This window comes from Mesobacillus jeotgali (genome assembly GCF_031759225.1).
GTDB classification, from domain to species: Bacteria; Bacillota; Bacilli; order Bacillales; family Cytobacillaceae; genus Mesobacillus; species Mesobacillus jeotgali_B.
This window is the reverse complement of record NZ_CP134494.1, coordinates 2,191,714-2,211,465: the sequence shown is the minus strand read 5'-3', so window position 1 is coordinate 2,211,465 and position 19,752 is coordinate 2,191,714. Positions and strand designations below refer to the sequence as shown.

At 42.4% G+C, this 19,752-nt stretch carries 19 protein-coding genes; 7 read left to right on the top strand and 12 right to left on the bottom strand.

Translation table 11 applies throughout. The features are described from left to right. Window positions 1-55 precede the first annotated feature (55 nt). Window positions 56-274, top strand: a complete 219-nt coding sequence (locus tag RH061_RS11065) for a hypothetical protein (RefSeq protein WP_311076076.1) — start codon at window positions 56-58, stop codon at window positions 272-274. Between the two features lie 168 nt (window positions 275-442). On the opposite strand, the gene RH061_RS11060 is transcribed toward RH061_RS11065, so the two are convergent. Beyond that, window positions 443-1,135 carry a DUF4230 domain-containing protein gene (locus tag RH061_RS11060; protein ID WP_311076074.1) on the bottom strand — a complete coding sequence of 231 codons (693 nt, stop codon included), beginning with the start codon at window positions 1,133-1,135 and terminating at the stop codon, window positions 443-445. Window positions 1,136-1,346: 211 nt separating this feature from the next. Between RH061_RS11060 and RH061_RS11055 the strand changes: the two genes are divergently transcribed. After that, window positions 1,347-2,129 (top strand): SDR family oxidoreductase, encoded by a 783-nt coding sequence (locus RH061_RS11055; protein WP_396654875.1) that lies wholly within the window; start codon window positions 1,347-1,349, stop codon window positions 2,127-2,129. 78 nt (window positions 2,130-2,207) lie between these two features. On the opposite strand, the gene RH061_RS11050 is transcribed toward RH061_RS11055, so the two are convergent. The 5 genes from RH061_RS11050 to RH061_RS11030 form a co-directional block, all read right to left on the bottom strand. Beyond that, on the bottom strand, window positions 2,208-2,750 hold the full coding sequence (locus tag RH061_RS11050; protein ID WP_311076070.1) for a GNAT family N-acetyltransferase: 543 nt from the start codon (window positions 2,748-2,750) through the stop codon (window positions 2,208-2,210). Between the two features lie 55 nt (window positions 2,751-2,805). Continuing rightward, window positions 2,806-3,744 (bottom strand): GNAT family N-acetyltransferase, encoded by a 939-nt coding sequence (locus RH061_RS11045; protein WP_311076068.1) that lies wholly within the window; start codon window positions 3,742-3,744, stop codon window positions 2,806-2,808. A gap of 102 nt (window positions 3,745-3,846) precedes the next feature. Further along, window positions 3,847-4,395, bottom strand: a complete 549-nt coding sequence (locus RH061_RS11040; protein ID WP_311076067.1) for a GNAT family N-acetyltransferase — start codon at window positions 4,393-4,395, stop codon at window positions 3,847-3,849. Between the two features lies 1 nt (window position 4,396). Beyond that, on the bottom strand, window positions 4,397-4,942 hold the full coding sequence (locus tag RH061_RS11035; RefSeq protein WP_311076065.1) for a GNAT family N-acetyltransferase: 546 nt from the start codon (window positions 4,940-4,942) through the stop codon (window positions 4,397-4,399). Window positions 4,943-5,160: 218 nt separating this feature from the next. After that, window positions 5,161-6,594, bottom strand: coding sequence for a glycoside hydrolase family 1 protein (locus RH061_RS11030; RefSeq protein ID WP_311076063.1), 1,434 nt, complete (start codon window positions 6,592-6,594; stop codon window positions 5,161-5,163). A gap of 1,539 nt (window positions 6,595-8,133) precedes the next feature. Here RH061_RS11030 and RH061_RS11025 point away from each other — a divergent pair. After that, window positions 8,134-8,352 carry a hypothetical protein gene (locus RH061_RS11025; RefSeq protein WP_311076061.1) on the top strand — a complete coding sequence of 73 codons (219 nt, stop codon included), beginning with the start codon at window positions 8,134-8,136 and terminating at the stop codon, window positions 8,350-8,352. Window positions 8,353-8,394: 42 nt separating this feature from the next. Here RH061_RS11025 and RH061_RS11020 read toward each other — a convergent pair whose 3' ends face one another. The 6 genes from RH061_RS11020 to RH061_RS10995 all read right to left on the bottom strand — a co-directional run bounded on the left by RH061_RS11020 (window position 8,395) and on the right by RH061_RS10995 (window position 13,504). Continuing rightward, a complete protein-coding gene (locus tag RH061_RS11020; protein WP_311076059.1) occupies window positions 8,395-9,573 on the bottom strand; it encodes a M20 family metallopeptidase in 1,179 nt (392 codons plus the stop codon). Next, window positions 9,573-10,808: a Zn-dependent hydrolase gene (locus RH061_RS11015; protein ID WP_311076058.1), complete on the bottom strand. Its 1,236-nt coding sequence runs from the start codon at window positions 10,806-10,808 to the stop codon at window positions 9,573-9,575. The genes RH061_RS11020 and RH061_RS11015 overlap by 1 nt, the downstream gene beginning before the upstream one ends. A gap of 12 nt (window positions 10,809-10,820) precedes the next feature. After that, a complete protein-coding gene (locus tag RH061_RS11010) occupies window positions 10,821-12,011 on the bottom strand; it encodes a hypothetical protein (protein WP_311076368.1) in 1,191 nt (396 codons plus the stop codon). Window positions 12,012-12,233: 222 nt separating this feature from the next. Beyond that, a complete protein-coding gene (locus tag RH061_RS11005) occupies window positions 12,234-12,452 on the bottom strand; it encodes a hypothetical protein (protein WP_311076056.1) in 219 nt (72 codons plus the stop codon). 104 nt (window positions 12,453-12,556) lie between these two features. Further along, window positions 12,557-12,931, bottom strand: coding sequence for a VOC family protein (locus RH061_RS11000; RefSeq protein ID WP_311076055.1), 375 nt, complete (start codon window positions 12,929-12,931; stop codon window positions 12,557-12,559). Between the two features lie 12 nt (window positions 12,932-12,943). After that, the gene (locus tag RH061_RS10995; RefSeq protein WP_311076054.1) at window positions 12,944-13,504 is read right to left on the bottom strand and encodes an HD domain-containing protein; all 561 of its coding nucleotides are present in this window, start codon (window positions 13,502-13,504) and stop codon (window positions 12,944-12,946) included. 140 nt (window positions 13,505-13,644) lie between these two features. Between RH061_RS10995 and RH061_RS10990 the strand changes: the two genes are divergently transcribed. The 4 genes from RH061_RS10990 (at window position 13,645) to RH061_RS10975 (ending at window position 19,748) form a co-directional block, all read left to right on the top strand. Further along, window positions 13,645-14,952 (top strand): alkaline phosphatase family protein, encoded by a 1,308-nt coding sequence (locus RH061_RS10990; RefSeq protein WP_311076052.1) that lies wholly within the window; start codon window positions 13,645-13,647, stop codon window positions 14,950-14,952. A 161-nt stretch (window positions 14,953-15,113) separates the two neighbouring features. Further along, window positions 15,114-16,385, top strand: a complete 1,272-nt coding sequence (locus tag RH061_RS10985) for an MFS transporter (RefSeq protein WP_311076051.1) — start codon at window positions 15,114-15,116, stop codon at window positions 16,383-16,385. 64 nt (window positions 16,386-16,449) lie between these two features. After that, window positions 16,450-17,922, top strand: a complete 1,473-nt coding sequence (locus RH061_RS10980; protein ID WP_311076049.1) for a M20 family peptidase — start codon at window positions 16,450-16,452, stop codon at window positions 17,920-17,922. Between the two features lie 182 nt (window positions 17,923-18,104). Continuing rightward, entirely contained in the window at window positions 18,105-19,748 is a 1,644-nt protein-coding gene (locus RH061_RS10975) for a sensor domain-containing diguanylate cyclase (RefSeq protein ID WP_311076047.1), read from the top strand. Window positions 19,749-19,752: the final 4 nt, after the last annotated feature.

Here is a 19,752-nt window from a genome sequence, read left to right as displayed (position 1 = left end):
AACTGGGAAAATTATTTAGCATCATGACAATAATTTTTTAAAAGGAGTAAAAACCATGGACAAAAATCAATTGCTTCACCGCGTTCAGGCGATGATTCAGTCATCAACAAAAAGGCCAAAGCAAATGACGATTTCAACCGTTAAGGTGGCAGATATTTTCGGGGTAAAACCTGAGGAAGTCCAAAAAGGACTAGAAGACCTAGTAGCGCAAGGATATCTAAAACAAGCTAAACTTGAAAGCCCGCCATATCATATTGTATTTTTACTTCCCTGAAATACAAAAAGCACATCCGATTGTGGGATGTGCTTTGCTATTATATGGGAAACTTCCTTATTCATTTTACATAATGGCTTGATTCTCACTGTCTGCCATTGAGATATTATTTTCTGCTGGAAATATCTGTTCCAATATAAGAATTCTTAATTAGTTTACATAATAATATTATGTTTTCTTAATGATGACTTTGTACCCCATTTGGCCAAAAAATTCCTTCAATACTGTTTCAGCATTTTCTTCGGCTTTTAGCAATATACCGGAATCAATTGCTTCTTGTTTGATTTGATCCTGAGCTTCAGCTGCCAAATCGAAGCCTTCGTCCCACTCGATTTTTCCACGGAAAATTCCTTCATCTGAAAATGTCCTCACCTGATCCATTTTAATAGAAGGCTCCTGGAGGAAAGAAGCTTTTGGCAATACAAGTTCTATTATTTTTTTCTCTTCATCTACTTTCATGTCCTTTTGTTCTATAGCTTGCAAATCAACTCCCGCAATGACCGTGGCAGGTACGATTAACAGCAATTCTCGTTTAGTTCCGGGTATATGAAAGGGGATTTTCTCTCCGAATATCTCATTATCTTCCTTCTGAAAGATGACTTTCATATGGGCTTCGGCTGTTGCCAGAGTAGCCAGGTCATGTACTTGTTCAATATAAACTGTTGATTCTGCCTTTCCCCTGCTCTCCTTGATAAACCAGAGGGATGAAACAAAACCTGCAGATAAAAAAATGAATAGGATCAGGAAGGTCGCGAACTGCCTTCGCTTCGGTAATTTCTTATGCCGCCTGGTAATGGATGCTGTCCTAACTTCATCCGATAATTCATCGATTTTTGAAATGATCGTTTCATTCTTCTCCATATCCTAACCTCCTGCTACGGTACAAATTATGATGAAATTCGACAATTCCAGTGATGAAAAAACCCCCACTTATCCTGGAGGCTATCTATTAATACGTCTTTGTTTGGAAATAGTTTCAAAGAATGCCATATTACTAGATTAAACTGTTTTATTTTCCAAGAAAATGGGCAAAGTTAAAAGTATTCTACACATGGTAAAGGAGGACGATGATTTGAGCCAATTGGATGGAAAGATTGCTTTTATTACCGGCGCCAGCTCGGGAATAGGAAGAGCAGCGGCGATAAAACTGGCCCATGAGGGTGCAAAGATTGCATTGATCGATATAAAGGAAGAAAACGCAAGAGATGTTAAGGAGACTATTGAAGCTGCTGGCGGCAGCGCCCTAATAGTCGAATGTGATATCGCCAAACCCTCTGAAATGGAAAAAAGCTTTCAAAAGGTGACTGATACCTGGGGGAAAGTCGATATCGTTTTTGCTAATGCAGGCATCAATGGTGTCATTGCTCCAATCGAAGATCTATCGCCGGAGGACTGGGATGAAACCATCAACACGAACCTCCGCGGTACTTTTCTTACTGTTAAATATGCCATCCCGCATATGAAGAAGCATGGTGGCAGCATCATCATTACGAGCTCCATCAACGGTAACAGGATATACAAAAATTTCGGCATGTCCGCCTACAGCACTTCTAAAATAGGACAAACAGGCTTTGGTAAAATGGCGGCACTCGAACTTGCCCAGTACAAAATAAGAGTCAATATCATCTGTCCGGGAGCAATCGAAACCAATATAGGCAAAAACACCTTTCCTCAAGAGGAAAATCTTGAAAAAATAAAGATTCCCGTTGAATATCCAGAGGGCAACCAGCCACTGGAAGAACACGCCGGAAAGCCGGAACAAGTAGCAGACCTTGTTTTCTTTCTTGCTTCTGAACTGTCCTCACATATTACCGGAACAGAAGTCTATATAGATGGAGCGGAGTCGCTTTTATAAAAACTCTATTGAAAATGCTCAGGCGCACCGAGACCACTGATTAAATCTTTAACAGTGTTTTGGCTTACCTGAGCATTTTTAACTGTTTATAATTCCATAATGAACTAAATCTTCATAACGGTCATCTTTCCTGATGTGATCAATTAAAGTCCCTTCTTCTTTCATTCCCAACTTTATCAAAACCCGTCCAGATGCCGGATTGGAACCAAAGCAGCGAGCAAATACTTTATGTAATTTCTTTTCTCTGAACGCAAATTGTAGTATCGCTTCAGCAGCCTCTGTCGCATAACCTCTTCCCCAAAACTCCTCACCTATCCAGTAGGCTATTTCACCTTGATTGAATTTTTGGTTGTTGGATAATCCTATAGCACCCAACAATTGCCCGTTTTCCTTATCGGTTACTGCAAACTCATAGAATTTACCAGCTTCATAATTTTCAAGATGCCTTTCCATCCATGACAAAGCATCATCTATTGAGTAAGGATAAGGCAGGTACAAAGTATTATTGTAGATATTAAAATTATTGCAAAGCCTGGCAACTTCCTTCGCATCGGACTGATTAAACATCCGCAGAATCAATCTGGAGGTTGTGATTGTTTTATTTTCTTGATTAAAGATCATTTTTTATTCCCCCTAAAAACAACTTCAGTCATCTCTTTAATTTTAGTTACGAAAATTAATCAGCTATTTGCTTTATAAAGCCATAGATTCCTGGTTTTTGTTCATAGCCTAGTTTTTTATTAACCTTAAGCATCGGAGCATTTATGGAGTCATTATGCGTCCGGATATATTTCCCTTTATTTTGCTGGGCAAATTCTATAGCTTTTATTTTTACTGCTTGAGCAAGCCCTTGCCCCCGGTATCGCTTGTCCACCCCGGTCATCGAATTATAGAAGATTTCATCCTTTTCCCTTACGATGATAGACAAAGCAATCCATCGTTCGCCATCAACTGCTAAAATAAAACCCTTCTTTTCATAATCCTTCATCAAGGCTATCATTCTATCATTATCAGGACGAGGCTTATCCATCATGCCAGGAACATCTGATACAAGTTCCCACCAAAAATCCCAGAACCGATATTCATAATCTTTATCCTTCGAATAATCCTCTAAAGTAGTGAAACTAATTCCTGATAAATCCAGCTCTTCAAAAATAGAACTATATGGATCTTTTTTGAACCTAGAAATGTCCAATTGAGATTCAAAATAGTGACCTGTCTTTTTAAAGCCGTTCTTTTTAGCCCATTCAAGCTCTTCTTCGTATGTTTCCTTAATTTGAGTCTGAAGAAATCTGATCCTATTTTTCTGGGCGAAACCCTCAATCTCAGATAAAATCCAGCTCCCGATCCCCCGGTTCCGCCATTCTTGATCGACTTTAATAAAAATCTCTGCATACCCAGGCTTTAATATCGGATCCCAAGGTCCGGAAGCATGCATTCCATAGCCAATTAACCTGCCACTTGGAGTGAGTACTCCAAATATTTTCAGCAGAGTTTCGCTCACAGCTTTATTTTCAAGCAATTTAATCGTATTCAAGTTAGGCAAATCTTTAGAATGCTCACGTACAACTTCAGAGAAATTCATGGAGGTTAATGGGGTGAGTTTTAGGTCCATAACATTCTCCTTTTTGTTCATTTCAATGATAGATTATTGATTTTTTGAAGGGTTTCATTAGAACATATCCTCATTTGCTATAACCAAGTCCAGGCAAATTCATTAATATAAATTTGGATTGTTATATTCCATCAACCAGCAATCACGGTATTCTCCTTCATGGAGCTCGTGTTCAGGCAAGAGTTTAACTTTTTTGAAGCCACATTTTTCGTAGCAGTTTATCGCACGCTCATTCCATACTTGAGGATCCATGATCACTTTGTCGGCATGGAGCTGGTTAATAAGAAAATTTGTCATGGAAGTGACCAGTCTAGTTCCTATCCCTCTATTCCAATAGTTCACTTCTCCGATAAATTGATCTGTCCCAAAAACTTTTTCCGAGCCGTATCCATACTCCCTTTTTGTCACCTTGTCCAATTCATAATATTGAATATAGCCTATTGGTATCCCATCGTACTCAATCATGCATTTAACTTCATCGTCATCTGAAGCATAAAAAACACTGTCGACTTTTTCTAAATCGAAAGGTTGATCCCGGCCTTCATAGTATTCAAGTACCTTTGGATCTGACAGCCACTTTGCTAATAAGAGTTTATCTTTTTCTTTTAACCTTCGCACCGATAAACTGCCGTTTTGAAGCAAAAAGTCCATACTATTTTAAGTCCCATTCTTCTGCCAGAATCCCATAAACTATATGGTCTACATAGTGGTCGTATAACCATTCTGCCTGCCTGATCCTTCCTTCTTCTACAAATCCCAGTCTTTCGGGGATTCCTCTGCTCTTTTTATTTTCCGCTGCTGCTCTGATTTCAACTTTGTTCAATTTCAGATGGTTAAAGGCGTAGTCAGTCAGCGCCCTTGATACCCTTGTCATAATCCCTTTTCCCTGATACTCATGGCCGAGCCAATAGCCGATATAGGCCGTCTTGTTTGACCAGTTGATACTATTAAAACCTGCCGTCCCGACGATTTCTCCGTTGTATAAAATAACAGTCGTCATGCTTCTGTTTTCGGCGTAGCCTTTCATCGTACCTTTTAAAAATTCTTTCGTATCTTCAACCTGCGTTGTAAAATCGAGCCAGGGCAGCCACTCTTTTAAATAGTCCCTTGCATTTTCTGTCAGCTCAAATAGTCGGTCTGCATCGGATACCTCTGTTAATTTTAATGATAATTCCTTATCTATCTTATATAAAAACATTATTTTTCCTCCTTGATATAATTAATTTGATTATAATTCAATTAGCATTCCACTCTGAATACATAAGGGATTTCCCCCTTTTTAGGCTCTCATCTATATAGATAAGAATATGTAAAAAGGTATTATTCGACAAAAGCGTCGGATTTCCTTTTATTGCTAGTGATTTTCTCCAATATAAAGAAGCTGCCTACATAACAGGCAGCTCCCTACAATACCGTTTATAACTTTTTACCGTTTGTCTTAATGACATCTTTATACCAGAAGAATGACTTTTTCTTGATCCGTTCTAACGTCCCGCTGCCATCATCATGCTTGTCCACATAGATATAGCCATATCTTTTGGAAAACTCGCCGGTTGACATGCTGACCATATCGATACATCCCCAACTTGTATAGCCCATCAAGTCGACTCCATCTTCAATCGCTTCGCCCATTGCTTTAATATGCTCTTGCAGATAGCCTATCCGATAGTCATCATTAATACTGCCGTCTTCTTCGATTTTGTCATAGGCTCCCAGGCCGTTTTCAACAATAAAGAGCGGAATCTGATAGCGATCATATAGTTTGTTCAGGCTGATTCGCAATCCAACTGGATCGATCTCCCATCCCCAGTCACTAACTTCCAGGAAAGGATTCCTCACCCCGCCAATAATATTTCCTTCTGATGCGTCCTCGGCGGCCTTTTCTTTTTTCTCAGTACGTGACATATAGTAGCTGAAGCCCACATAATCCACAGTGCCTTCCTTCAATACTTCAAGGTCATTTTCCTCGATCTCTAATTGGATATTGTGTTCTTTAAAGTATCGATTCATGAAAGAAGGGTATTCCCCGCGCACCTGGACATCTCCGCAAAAATAATTGAAAATCTGCTCTTCTTTAAGTGCATGAAGGACATTATCCGGATTGCTGTCAAATGGATAAACTGGTGCGAACAGGATCATACAGCCGATTTCCGAGCCTGGAATGATTTCATGGCAGGCTTTTACGGCAATGGCGCTTGCTACTAATTGATGATGATATGCCTGAAAGGTTGGCTGGTACCGGTCCTCCTCTTTTTCAATCGAAAAACCAAGGCCGTTGATCGGCATCACCAGGGCACTATTGATTTCATTGAACGTCATCCAATACTTAACCTTATCTTTATAGCGGGTTAAAATGGTGTTGGCATATCTTTCGAAGAATGTGACCACTTTGCGGTTACGCCAGCCACCGTACTCCATCACCAAATGAAGCGGCATTTCATAGTGGGAAATGGTCACCACCGGCTCAATTCCATGCTTGTGCAATTCATCCAAAACCCGGTCGTAAAATTGGAGCCCTTCCTCATTCGGTTCGATTTCGTCGCCATTCGGAAAAATCCTCGTCCAGGCGATCGACATTCTGAAGGCCTTGAAACCCATCTCCGCAAACAAAGCAATATCCTCTTTGTAACGATGGTAAAAATCGATCGCTTCGTGATTCGGGTAATATTGATCAGGTTTGATTTCAAAGTCGAAACCCGGTTTTGTTAAAATATCGTATCTTGCTTTTCCTCCTGGCAGAACAACCGCGACATTCAAGCCTTTGTTCCCTTCATTGAACCCACCTTCAATTTGATTGGCGGCAGTGGCACCGCCCCATAAGAATCCTTCAGGGAATTTATATGTATTCATCGTTGTGAACCTCCTAGTTTGGTTTTATTTTGACAAGATTTCTTCGTTTTGCTCCTGAACTATGACTCCGGCATTATTGTGACAGCTTTTCGCCTGGAGGGCTCGATCCTGTCACGATTACGGGGTTTTCTTGACAGCTTTTCGTCTGGATTGCGCGAACCTGTCACGATTCCAGGTTTTTCTTGACCACTTTTATTCTGGATGACCCGAACCTGTCACGATTACCAGGTTTTCTTGACAGCTTTTCGTCTGGATTGCGCGAACCTGTCACGATTCCAGGTTTTTCTTGACAACTTTTATTCTGGATGACCCGAACCTGTCACGATTACCAGGTTTTCTTGACAGCTTTTAATCTGAAGGGCTCAAACCTGTCACGATTATGGGGTTTTCTTGACAGCTTTTCGTCTGTAGGGCCCGAACCTGTCACAATTTCCAGGTTTTCTTGACAGCTTTTCGTCTGTAGGGCCCGAACCTGTCACGATTACGATGTTTTTTTGACAACTTTTTACCTGTAAGCCCCGAACCTGTCACGATTACGGGGTTTTCTTGACAGCTTTTTGCCTGTAAGCTCCGAACCTGTCACAATTACCAGGTTTTCTTGACAGCTTTTTGCCTGTAAGCTCCGAACCTGTCACAATTACCAGGTTTTCTTGACAGCTTTTCTCCTGTAAGCTCCGAACCTGTCACAATTACCAGGTTTTCTTGACAGCTTTTCGCCTGGATGGCCCGAACCTGTCACGATTGCGGTTTTATTTTGACAACTTTTTACCTGTAAGCCCCGAACCTGTCACGATTACGGGGTTTTCTTGACAGCTTTTTGCCTGTAAGCTCCGAACCTGTCACAATTACCAGGTTTTCTTGACAGCTTTTATTCTGAATGGCCCGAACCTGTCACGATTGCGGTTTTATTTTGACAACTTTTTACTGTTGGGATCTCAAATTGTTGTAACTTGAGCTGACTTCTGACAACTTTCCATCTCAAAGCCCCAAATCTGTCAGAACATGCGCTAACTTCTGACAGCTTTCCATCTCAAAGCCCCAAACCTGTCAGAACATGGGCTGACTTCTGACAGCTTTCCATCTCAAAGTCCCAAACCTGTCAGAACATGGGCGAACTTCTGACAGCTTTCCATCTCAAAGCCCCAAACCTGTCAGAACATGGGCTGACTTCTGACAGCTTTCCATCTCAAAGTCCCAAACCTGTCAGAACATGGGCTAACTTCTGACAGCTTTCCATCTCAAAGCCCCAAACCTGTCAGAACATGGGCTGACTTCTGACAGCTTTCCATCTCAAAGCCCCAAACCTGTCAGAACATGACCACACTTTTGATAGCTTCTTCCCTCTGACCCTATAACCTGTCAGAAGTTGAATTCATACAAAGTAACTTTCCTACTTAATTAATCCCCACTAAAAATTCTCCCCACTAACACAATAAATCAATCCTACTAAAATTCCTCCTATTAATCAGTTCTAAACCTAGTATCCCGCAAATATGTTAGTGATAGGAACACTACTACTATAGAAAAAGGTGATAGGCTATGTTTGTTGTCCATTTTTTTGAAAACAGAACGGAGCTTTTGAATCAGCTGCGTCAGCAGGTCCCTGCGGTTGGGGAGGAATTGAGGATCAAGGGGCGTAAGGGGAAAGTTACAAGTGTGTTAGCGGTTGATGAACAGACATATCATGTGCAGCTGACAATTGAGTCGAAGGCGAAGCCGACGCTGGCTGCTGATCCTGGCAAAAAGAAAAAGAGGTAATCAAAAGTGGAGAGCCCCAGAGGGTTCTCCACTTTTTGTCGGTCAGCTTCTGTTCAGGTAAGCCCAGGCAAATTGGGCGTATAGTTCCGCACCTGTTGTTAACGCATCTTCATCAATATTGAATTTGCCATGATGGTGGGCCCACTCGCTATCTTTTTCAGGATTGCCGCTTCCAACTAATGCAAAACTTCCCGGTGCCTCGTCAAGATAGAAACTGAAATCCTCGCCGCCCATGGTAGGTTTTTCATGATAAATGACATCCTCGCCGAATGCCTCAGCAGCTACCCGCTGGACAAGCAGCGCACTTTCTTCGTCATTGATAACCGCCTGTGTGCCGCGTGTATATTCTACCTTAGCCGTAGCACCGTAAACTGCTGCGACATTTTCAGCATAGTGGGTCAGCTGTGTCTCGATATGGTCACGAACGGCAGGGTCAAAGCAACGGACTGTCCCTTCTATTACTGCATTTTCTGCAATGACATTGAAGCGTGTGCCGACAACCATTTTACCGACCGTTAGAACTGCGCCCTGCTGGGGATCGATCGTTCTTGAGACCACGGATTGGACATTCATGACGAAGGATGAAGCAACAACCGCTGCATCGATGCAAGCCTGCGGCATCGCTCCATGGCCGCCTTTCCCCTTAAATGTCACTTTGAACAAATCAGCTGAGGCGAAGGATGGACCCGGTGTGCAGCTGACCTTATGCGTCGGCATTTGCGACCAGATATGGATACCGAAGACATTGTCCACTCCTTCCATAGCACCTTGCTCAACAAGAGCCCTTGCTCCCTGTGCAACTTCTTCCGCTGGCTGGAATAATAAACGGACATTTCCTGGCAAATCTTCCTTGATCTCATTTAGTGCTTTAGCCGCGATCATCAGCATGGCGGTGTGCGCATCATGTCCACATGCATGCATTTTCCCGTCTTCCTTCGATGCGTATGTCAACTCCTTGTTTAGTTCTTCAACCGAAAGAGCATCCATATCCCCTCTCAAGGCGACCGTTTTGCCTGGCTTGCCTCCCATAATTTCAGCAATGACTCCAGTTGGCTCGGTTCGCCGGTACGAAATGCCCAGCTTATCCAGATAAGAGCAAACAAAATCTGTCGTCTTGAACTCTTCCCATGAAAGCTCCGGCTCGCTGTGAAGAATTCTCCTAATTTCTGTTAATTCGTCACTGTAGCTTTTAATGGCCTCTTTTACTCGATCGTTTATCATTATTCCGCCTCCGTTAAGCTCTTAGCTGTTTCGTAAAAGATTTCTGCCGCTCTGGCTATGTCTTCTGAATCTGACCACTCTTCCGGGCAATGACTCAGGCCATTCTTGCTCGGAATGAAGAGCATTCCAACATCGGTAAAATCAGATAAAACCATTGCATCATGCCCTGCGCCGCTGTGGATCGAACAGTAAGAAATTCCAAGCTCTTCACTTTTTTCTTTTAAAAGTGAGCGGATACCTGGATTCAGTTCTTTCGGCTGGATATATAGTAGCTGCTCAATTGTTGTTTCAATACCACTTCCACTTAAAGATTGAACAAGACTCTTTGTTTTTTCGATCACATTCAGGACATGCTCTTCCTTTCCTGAACGAATATCAACCGAGAAAACCACCTGATCAGGGATCACGTTGGCGCCGTTGGGATAGACGTTCAAGCGACCGGTGGTAATGACTGTCCCATGCCCTTCTTCTTCAGCAAGCGAGGGCAATTGAGCGATGATACTTGCGGCAGCCACCAGAGCGTCGGCCCGGCGGTCCATCGGTGTGGTACCTGCGTGCCCCGCCTGCCCTTTAACTGTCACCTCCAGCTGTGTCAGACCTACAATCGCCTCTACAACACCAATCGGAATCTCTTTTTCTTCTAAAATAGGACCTTGTTCAATATGTAATTCAAGAAATGCTTTCATCGTTTTCGGATCTCTTTTTTTCGGCAGCGACGGGTCCAGCCCAATTCCATTCATTGCTTCGATTGTGGAAACTCCGTTTTGGTCTCTCAGGCTCTTAAACTCTTTCTCTCCAAGCAAACCGACCATTCCCCGGGATCCCATAAGCCCTCCGCCAAATCTTGCACCTTCTTCTTCCACCAGGGCAACGATTTCAAGAGGATACTTTGGAGTTAAGTTATTTTTTGCAAATAGTGCTGCCACCTCAAGTGCCGCAACGACTCCTGCGGGGCCATCATAGGAACCTCCGTGAGGGACCGAGTCAAAATGCGACCCGATCATCACGCTAGGTGCGTCCTTTAAAGTGCCCTCCAGTTTGCCAAAAATATTGCCAAAGCCGTCTTCACTAACCTGCAGGCCATACTCTCTCATTTTTCCTTTTATATAATTGCGAGTCTTTAAATCCTCCTGGCTGTAGGTCAACCTTGTCGTCCCTTTTCCTGGAGTAGCAGTGTATTCACTGATTTGATCAATATGATGCTGAATGCGTACCTTTAACTCTAGCAATCTCATTCGCCTCTTTTCCTATAAGAATCCTACGAAGATACCGGCAAGCACGACCGATACGATCGTGACAGTTACAAATCCGCCCACAAGCATTGGCGGAAGCATATGGCTGGTCAAAGCTTCTCTTTCTTTTTCATCCTCAGTCAAGGAATTGATGACTTCATTAGTGATGATATAGTCTGCCGGGAATCCATAAAGTGCTGTCAATGATACAGCAAAGGCCATTTCCTTGCTCACCTTTAAAATTTTGCCGACGATGAACGAAAAGATATACATTCCTGTGATGCCAAGAACAATCGCACCAATAAGCGGAACGAGGATTTCAAGAAGCATTCCTGGAGTAGCCTGCTTCAATCCATCAAAAATAAATAACATCAAGACAAGAATGGCGATTCCAAATCCATTGGCCTTTTGAAGTGCCTGCTTTTCCAGGAATCCTACACTTGTGGCGATAACACCAAATAATAGTGCCAATACGAACGGGCTTACCGAGACGACAGGAGCCAATAATGTAGAAGTTTGATAGGCCAGAAAAGCGACCAATGAAAGCCTGAAAAACTTAAAGAATTCTGTGTTATATTTTTCTGGCAGGTTTTTAAACATTTTTAATTCAACAGGTTTCGCAGCGGCCTCTACGGTTGCGGCAACTTCAGCTGCTGCCAGGTTTCCTTCACGATATTGCTTTAAAATCCTTTTTCCTTCTTTTTTCAGAACGAGTGAGGTTAATGGGTATCCCGCAAACCCCTGCATGACATATATAACGATGGCGAATACGGATAGTGTTGCGAGACCAGCTTCTTTTGCCCCTTCAGACATAATCAAGGCGGATACAACACCGCCAACCAAAGGAGGAATGGCAACGACCATTGTCTGGTAACCAAAGATTAGAGTACCTACACTCAATAATACGGCTACAATTCCTAAAATACCTGATAAAGCAATAACGATGGTCTTCCATTGATTTTTCAATTCCTGGATTGAGAGCAATGTTCCCATATTTGTAATTAACAAATACATCATCATAACAGCCACTGCCGATGGCACACCAGCAAGTGCAACGATTTCTTTCGGGAAAAACGTCCAGTAGCCAATCAAAAACAATACAGCGGAGACGAACATAGACGGAATCCATGCCTTCGTCCTAACAGCAACTAAATCACCCACTAGTAAAATGAATACAACAATTACTAAAGCTAACATCTGTGACATCATGAATCCCCCCAATTTCTTTTTTGCTTAAACGCTTCGCTTTGCGAAAGAAAAAAAGTATTAGGTACGATATTAATATAGATATAATATTCAGTCAATTATAAATTTTATAAGTTTTTAAAGAAAACGGTTACTTGTCGGTTTTTGGTTCTTTATACCTATATTCATGCAAATAAAAAAGCGAACCACTATTAAAGCGGCTCGCTTTCTGAATTTATACGGTTAATCAGGATTCTTTGTTTTCAGGGAAACTGCCAGTGGCTTTTTATCCAAACAGTATTCCAGCAAAACGATTTTGCCTTCAAGTTCAAGGTGTTTCGCCAGGGCGATTACTTCTTCCCCTTCTTCTGTTGAGGACACAGACGAAATTTTCAAGTTGCCATCACTATTTTTTATTTGATTGAATAGCTCTTCTTTTGACATTTTTACTTTCGTCTTCATCTTTATCACCCCTTGTTAGGATTACCTATCTTTACCCAGGGGTGAATCAATTGAATCACGGAAATTAATAGCTTTTTTGGTAAAATAAACCTTATCTCAAAAGGTCAGCAGTTGCAAATCATCAATACATTGCCATCAGGATCTCTGAAATTGAAGTATGCAAAATCGCCAATACGTTCAATTTCTTTAGTAACGGTAATTCCATTTGACTTTACAAAGCGATAAGCTTCATCAACATCATCTACAAGGAAGTTGAACAATACATGCTCGGAAGGCTTCAGATTAAACCCCGGGTCGAAGGTGTGATCATCCAGAGTTAACCCGGTTTCAGATGTGACAGGGATATTATGAACGGGTGATTCTATTTTTCCGGCATCGAACGGGATTCCCAGAAGGTTGTAATACCATTCTGCAGATTTCTTCAAGTTGCTCACGTGGATAAAAACATTGTTAATTTTATTATATAGTGGTGATTTCAAAACGAGTCCTCCTTAAGTTTTAATAGGAAATGCACTTAATTCAAACAAACGCTCTATTTCCTTTTCGAGCTCCTCAAGCAATGGAAACTTAGACAAATGGCCAAGGCTTTTTAACACATTTCTGTAATACCATTCCTGCTGGCCTTTTCCGCGTTTGAACCTCCCCCAAACTTCTTCACCGGATTGTTCAACGTCCTGGCGGATGGACCTGACATTATGCAATTTGTCCGCACAGGCGACAATCCGAGTCTCGTCGGATGCCGATTTCAGGAATTCAATGGTGTGCTGTTTCCGCTCTTCCCAGGATAGAGACTTGTCGGGCTCTGAACAGCCTTCAACGATCATCGCAACTTCCTGTCCAAAATCCCGCTCTAAATCTGATAAGGTCAAATCCGTATCTTCTACTGTGTCATGAAGAATTCCAGCTGCTATCATTCCATCGCGATAGCCTGCTTTTTGTAAAATCATCCCCACTGCCATAGGGTGAACAATATACGGTATATTCGTGTTTTTGCGATACTGCCCCTGATGTGCCAAAGAAGCAATCTGCAAGGCTTTCTCGATCAGTTCCATTTTCTTCTGCCTCCAGTTTTATCAGATACTCTATTACTTCTTTAATAGACCAGTAATTCCTTCAAATGAAAATAGGAAAGCAGATTATTTTCACCAAAATATTCTGTTATATTTAATATATAAATCCTTTGGAGGCCGAAATGAATAAACTGACAGACCATTTAATCGTCATTTCTTTTGACTGTCTTTCTGAGCATGATGTTCCATTGCTGAAGAAACTGCCAAATTTTAAGTCTTTTATAGAAAATAGTTCCTATTGTACACAAGTGGAAACCATCTACCCTTCTGTAACCTACCCATGCCATGCGACAATAGTAACCGGAAATTACCCAAATCGGCATGGAATTGTCAACAATACATATATGCAGCCAGGCAGAATTTCACCTGACTGGTTCTGGCATCGCCACCATATAAAAGGCACGACACTTTACGATGAGGCGAAGAAAGCTGGCATGAAAACAGCCGCATTATTATGGCCGGTAACGGCAAAGGCCGATATTGCCTATAACATGCCTGAAATATTCGCTAATCGTCCATGGCATCATCAGATTCCTGTTTCTCTTTTCAATGGAAGTCCTCGATACCAGCTTGAAATGAATTCGAAATTCGGCCATATAAGGAACGGCTTGAGCCAGCCTGAGCTGGATGACTTCGTTCTGGAGTCAACTGTTGAAACAATCAAAACGAGAAAGCCCGAGTTGATGTTGATCCATTTTGTCGACCTTGACTCCCAGCGCCATATGCACGGTTTTTCATCAGAAGAAGCGAAAGCCGCGCTTCAACGCCATGACAAGCGGCTCGGCCGTATTATGGAAACCCTCAAAGAGGCGGGTATTTCCGAGAACTCTACAGTTGCCATTCTTGGTGACCATAGTGCACTTGATGAGTCTAAAGTGGTGAAATTGAACGTATTATTTAAAGAACGAGGACTTATCCAAACGAATGCTTCAGGGAAATTGACAGACTGGAAAGCCTATTGCAAAAGCTGTGACGGCTCTGCTTATGTCTATATAAATGATCCTGACGATTATGCTGCAAAAAACGAAGTATCAGATATTCTGGCTGAGCTTTTGCAGAACGAAAGGAACGGAATAGAAACTGTCATCACTGGCAGCGAGGCAAACGAAAAAGGAGCTGATGGCACAGCTTTCAGGATGCTTGAAGCGGCGAGAGGTTTCTACTTCAGTGAAGCGATTGAAGGTGACTATATTGAAGAAGTTACCGATGAGGACGCCAAGACTAAAAAGTATACCTTAGCCTGTCATGGTTATTCACCTGAAAAAGAGGGATATCACACCGTATTCTTCGCAGCTGGAAAAGGTATTCGTCCAGGTTTTTCCATTAAATCGATGCACCTCGTTGACGAAGGACCCACTTTTGCCCGCTTGCTAGGCCTCGACCTCGGAGACACAGATGGATTCATCATTGAAGGGATTTTAGATATTTAGAACCAGGAAAGAAGGTCTTTTGCCTGCTTGAAGCGAAATATATTACCAGTTGGAATGGATTTTTTCAGGCAAGCACTAATTACACATCTGACAATCATTTCATCTATGGAGTGGTATTGATTAGGAAAAAGACAAAAATATAGTTTATTGGGGGCAAAAGGATGAAAGGTTTTACGAAGGAAGAGAGCAGCTGGATTCGTTATGACTGGGCCAGCTCGGCTTATTCGATTATCATTTCGACAGCTGTGTTCCCGCTCTTTTATAAAGCTTCCGCTACTGAGGCTGGTGTGAGCCTGTCAAATTCGACTGCTTATTTGGGATACACAATTGCGATTGCCACCTTCATTTTGGCATTGATTGGTCCGATCCTTGGGACCATTGCCGACTATCAAGGATTGAAGAAACGCTTTTTCATTATTTTCTTTACACTAGGTATTACCTTTACAGCTGGCCTTGCCTTTGTCCCAAGTGGAAATTGGCTGATGCTTTTGGTTGTCTACACCCTTGCTGTGCTTGGCTCGACAGGTTCCAATGTTTTCTACGACGCCTTTATCGTTGATGTCACGAAAGATGAACGGATGGACAGAGTCTCTGCTCGAGGATATGGGATGGGTTATATCGGGAGTACGATTCCCTTCATCATCAGTATCGCAATCATTATTTTAGCCCAGACAAAGATCCTGCCTATTTCAATGACCTTAGCCAGCCAGACAGCATTTATCATCACGGCCATTTGGTGGGGACTATTTTCGATTCCCATGTTTAAAAATGTCCACCAAAAGCATTACATTGAACGGGAACCACAATTGGTTCTGCAAAGCTTTCGGCGCTTAGGGAAAACCTTCAAGGAAATCCGCAAATACAAGGCATTATTTCTATTCTTATTAGCTTATTTCTTTTACATTGACGGAGTAGGAACGATTATCACGATGTCAACAGCTTATGGGACCGATCTAGGAATCAGTTCTACTAACCTATTAATCATCCTTTTTGCCACCCAGGTCGTCGCCTGGCCGTTCGCGATTTTGTTCGGAAAACTGTCCGAACGTTTTACCGGAAAAAAGATGCTTTACGTCGGGATCACCGTTTATATCTTTGTTTGCATATACGCTTACTTCCTGGAAACAACGACGGACTTTTGGATCCTGGCGATGCTCGTTGCTACCTCACAAGGCGGTATCCAGGCACTAAGCCGCTCTTATTTTGCAAAATTGGTGCCAAAAGCAAATGCGAATGAATTTTTCGGATTCTATAATATTTTCGGGAAATTCGCTTCCATCATGGGGCCGCTTATGGTCGGCCTGACAGCACAGCTTACAGGCAATTCAAGCATGGGTGTTTTCAGTCTCGTCATCCTCTTTGTAATCGGGATGATCATTCTCGCCTTTGTTCCAGAACCAGAACAACAGCCACAAGCACCTGAAATTGCATAGACAGAAGCCTCTGGGTAACCGGAGGCTTTTTTTGAAAAAATAAATGGAGGTTTAATACTAAACTATGAAAAAATCGAGGCTTTTTCTAGTGATCATTGCCAGCCTGCTCCTTGTTTTCACCATGGTCACCATGTTCAATACTCTCACCTTGAAATCCCTTCAGCCAACACCGAAACACTTTAATGGCACATTAAAAGAAGACCATGCGATCAATACCCTATCAAAAGCCATACAATTTAAGACTATTTCCTACCAGGATCGCAGCAAAATGGACTTAAAAGAATTCGACCGCTTCATATCCTTTTTAGAACAAAGCTTTCCTGTTGTGCATGAAGAGCTTGAGCTGGAAATGGTCAATGGCCATGCACTTGTTTATAAATGGAAAGGATCGGACTCTTCCCGGCTCCCAATCGGATTGACAAGCCATTATGATGTCGTTCCAGTCCTGGAAGGTACGGAGAAAAACTGGGAGCATCCTCCTTTCAGTGGAACCGTCAAAGACGGAGTAATCTGGGGACGCGGCACATTGGATGATAAAATCGGTGTGATCGGAATCCTTGAAGCAGCAGAACACTTGCTTAAAGAAGGATATCAGCCTGGCCGCGACATTTACTTGATGTTCGGTCATGATGAGGAGATCGGGGGTGACGAAGGTGCAGCCTCCATCGTTAATACTCTCAATGAAAGAGGAATCAAGTTTGACTTCGTTTTGGATGAAGGAGGAGCCATTGTTGAAAACATGGTTCCGGGTGTCGATCAGCCCGTGGGAGTTGTCGGCATCTCCGAAAAAGGCTCAGCGACTGCCGAGCTTACAATCGAAGGAAGCGGCGGACACTCATCTCAGCCAAAAAGCAGTACGAATATTGGCAGGATTTCCGCTGCGATTGCCAAGCTGGAAAAAACCCAATTCCCAGCAGATCTTCAAGGACCAGGCGAGGATCTCTTTGAATTCGTCGCACCTGAAATGAGTTTTGGAATGAAATATGTATTTGCGAACAAGTTTATTTTTGAACCTGTTATCGAAAAAATCCTGCTAGGCCAGCCCGCTTCTGCCGCGCTAATCAGGACAACGATTGCACCGACGATTTTTCATGCTGGCGAACAGTACAATGCCCTCCCTGAAAAAGCTTCCGTCATCATAAATCTTCGTTTAATGCCAGGGGACTCGTTGGAAGAAGTGAAAGACTATATAGAAAAAACCATCGATGACAATGAGATTAAAGTAACGATCGAGGGCTCAGAAGCCTCAGGTGTTTCCTCCATAGACAGCTGGCATTTCAAAACAATCCAGCAAAGCGCGAGGAATGTATACGACGAAGCAATCATTGCTCCCTATCTGATGTTCGCCGGATCAGACGCAAAGCATTACGACAGTATTTCCGAAAACACCTACCGTTTCCTCCCAGTGCAGTTGACCTCTGAAGACCTGAACCGGATGCATGGAACGAATGAGCATATCAGTATAGAGAATTACCTTAATGCGATTAGTTTTTATATGGAAGTTATCCGGGAGAGCAATCAATATTCGGAAAGCTAAATCTATTGAATTATCGTATTCACACTTAATTGTATATCATTTAAACAGTTCTGCTTTTTTTCAGAATTTAATCACTAATAATAAGGGCAATTAAACAGAAATAATGTCTAAAAAATACACAAAAAATGTCGATATAACTAAGTAGACATTTTAGCTTTACTGCACGAAAGGAACTATTTTATATGAAATTCAACCTTCGAGCCTATATGGCTCTATTTTTTGGTGTCATCATTATCTTACTGACGATGCTTTTGAGTATAACAATTAGCAGGTATTCCGGGGAAACAATCAAAAGAGAGATTGGAAACAACCTGTCTACGACTGCGTATCATATGGCTGATAAATTGGATTCTTTCATGTGGTCAAGGATTGGCGAAGTTGAAGTCTTGAGTCAGATTGAGGATATTAAATCCCAGGAAAATCTGCAGTCAGCACAGAAACTTCTTGACCAATTAAAAACCAGCATTCCGGTTTTTTCATGGATTGGGCTGACCGACTCTGCAGGGAAAGTGGTAGCTGCAACAGACGAAATACTGGTAGGCACTGATATTTCAAAGCGCCCTGTTTATCAAGCAGGCAAGAATGGGAAATTCATTGGCGATGTTCATAACGCGGTGCTGCTTGCAAATCTGCTCCCAAATCCAACTGGAGAGCCAATGCAGTTTGTCGACATCAGCAATCCCCTAACAGATGAGAGTGGAAACTTCACTGGTGTTCTTGCAGCCCATCTGAGCTGGGAATGGTCACGACAAGTGAAAGATGAGATTGTACAACCATTAAAAGACGAGTTAAACGGAGCCGAAGTGTTTGTTTTAAGCGGGAATGACAATACTGTGCTTCTCGGACCACCCGAATTGACTGGGCAAGTATTAGATATCAATAGTGTACATAATGCCAAAAAGCGGGAAAATAGCTGGCTTGTTGAAAAATGGCCTGATGGTAAAAACTATCTTACTGGTTTTTCTATTGGTGACGGCCATCATGATTATTCAGGTCTGGGATGGATCGTCATCGTCCGTATCCCAGCTGAGGCGGCATTTGCCCCTGTTGAAAACTTAAAAACCTTCATCATTACACTTGGAACAACCACTGCTGTTATCTTTGCAGTCATCGGATGGTTTATTGCCGGATTCATTACGAGTCCCTTACGGAAAATAACGCAAGCTGCCCATAGTTTGAGAATGGGAAATGAAACAAAAATCCCTTATATAAAAGGGATTAAGGAACTTGAACTTTTATCCGGCTCGCTAAGGGAACTTGTTGATTCCCTGGTAAGGACGGAGTCCAGTTTGGGAGTCATGGAGAATCTCGCACATCATGACCTATTAACCGGCCTAGGCAACCGGGTAGCTCTAGATCAATTCCTAAAAAAAGAAAAGAATATGGGGCATTCGCTGTCTTTCTTATATTTAGACCTTGATGGATTTAAACAAATCAATGATTCTTATGGACATCAAACCGGCGACATGGTACTCAAGGAAGTGGCAAACAGACTAACAGAGAGTACGAGAAAGGAAGATTCTATTTTCAGGCTCGGTGGTGATGAGTTCCTTGTCGTGCTGGATACACCAAATGAATCAGTCGAACCTATCCTTGAAACGATCGCAGATAAACTGATCACAAATATTAACAAGCCTTATACTGTCGATAATGCCATGCTTAAAGTCGGATGCAGTGTAGGTGGTGCAGTTTGGCCAGACCATGATATCGACCCGTTTACGGTCATCAGTTACGCCGATGAGGCACTATATGTATCCAAAAGATCCGGCAAAAACATCGTCACCTTTCATCAAAATGCTTTAAAAAACCAAATGCCAGGAGCATAGACTC

Bases quoted from the DNA above. Each gene is read 5' to 3' on its own strand.
- RH061_RS11050 (WP_311076070.1), bottom strand. From the start codon at position 2,750: ATGATCTTTAATCAAGAAAATAAAACAATCACAACCTCCAGATTGATT.
- RH061_RS10980 (WP_311076049.1), top strand. From the start codon at position 16,450: ATGAAAAAATCGAGGCTTTTTCTAGTGATCATTGCCAGCCTGCTCCTT.
- RH061_RS11030 (WP_311076063.1), bottom strand. From the start codon at position 6,594: ATGAATACATATAAATTCCCTGAAGGATTCTTATGGGGCGGTGCCACT.
- RH061_RS11015 (WP_311076058.1), bottom strand. From the start codon at position 10,808: ATGAGATTGCTAGAGTTAAAGGTACGCATTCAGCATCATATTGATCAA.
- RH061_RS11005 (WP_311076056.1), bottom strand. From the start codon at position 12,452: ATGAAGACGAAAGTAAAAATGTCAAAAGAAGAGCTATTCAATCAAATA.
- RH061_RS11040 (WP_311076067.1), bottom strand. From the start codon at position 4,395: ATGGACTTTTTGCTTCAAAACGGCAGTTTATCGGTGCGAAGGTTAAAA.
- RH061_RS11045 (WP_311076068.1), bottom strand. From the start codon at position 3,744: ATGGACCTAAAACTCACCCCATTAACCTCCATGAATTTCTCTGAAGTT.
- RH061_RS10990 (WP_311076052.1), top strand. From the start codon at position 13,645: ATGAATAAACTGACAGACCATTTAATCGTCATTTCTTTTGACTGTCTT.
- RH061_RS11025 (WP_311076061.1), top strand. From the start codon at position 8,134: ATGTTTGTTGTCCATTTTTTTGAAAACAGAACGGAGCTTTTGAATCAG.
- RH061_RS10975 (WP_311076047.1), top strand. From the start codon at position 18,105: ATGAAATTCAACCTTCGAGCCTATATGGCTCTATTTTTTGGTGTCATC.
- RH061_RS11020 (WP_311076059.1), bottom strand. From the start codon at position 9,573: ATGATAAACGATCGAGTAAAAGAGGCCATTAAAAGCTACAGTGACGAA.
- RH061_RS10985 (WP_311076051.1), top strand. From the start codon at position 15,114: ATGAAAGGTTTTACGAAGGAAGAGAGCAGCTGGATTCGTTATGACTGG.
- RH061_RS11035 (WP_311076065.1), bottom strand. From the start codon at position 4,942: ATGTTTTTATATAAGATAGATAAGGAATTATCATTAAAATTAACAGAG.
- RH061_RS11065 (WP_311076076.1), top strand. From the start codon at position 56: ATGGACAAAAATCAATTGCTTCACCGCGTTCAGGCGATGATTCAGTCA.
- RH061_RS10995 (WP_311076054.1), bottom strand. From the start codon at position 13,504: ATGGAACTGATCGAGAAAGCCTTGCAGATTGCTTCTTTGGCACATCAG.
- RH061_RS11060 (WP_311076074.1), bottom strand. From the start codon at position 1,135: ATGGAGAAGAATGAAACGATCATTTCAAAAATCGATGAATTATCGGAT.
- RH061_RS11010 (WP_311076368.1), bottom strand. From the start codon at position 12,011: ATGTCACAGATGTTAGCTTTAGTAATTGTTGTATTCATTTTACTAGTG.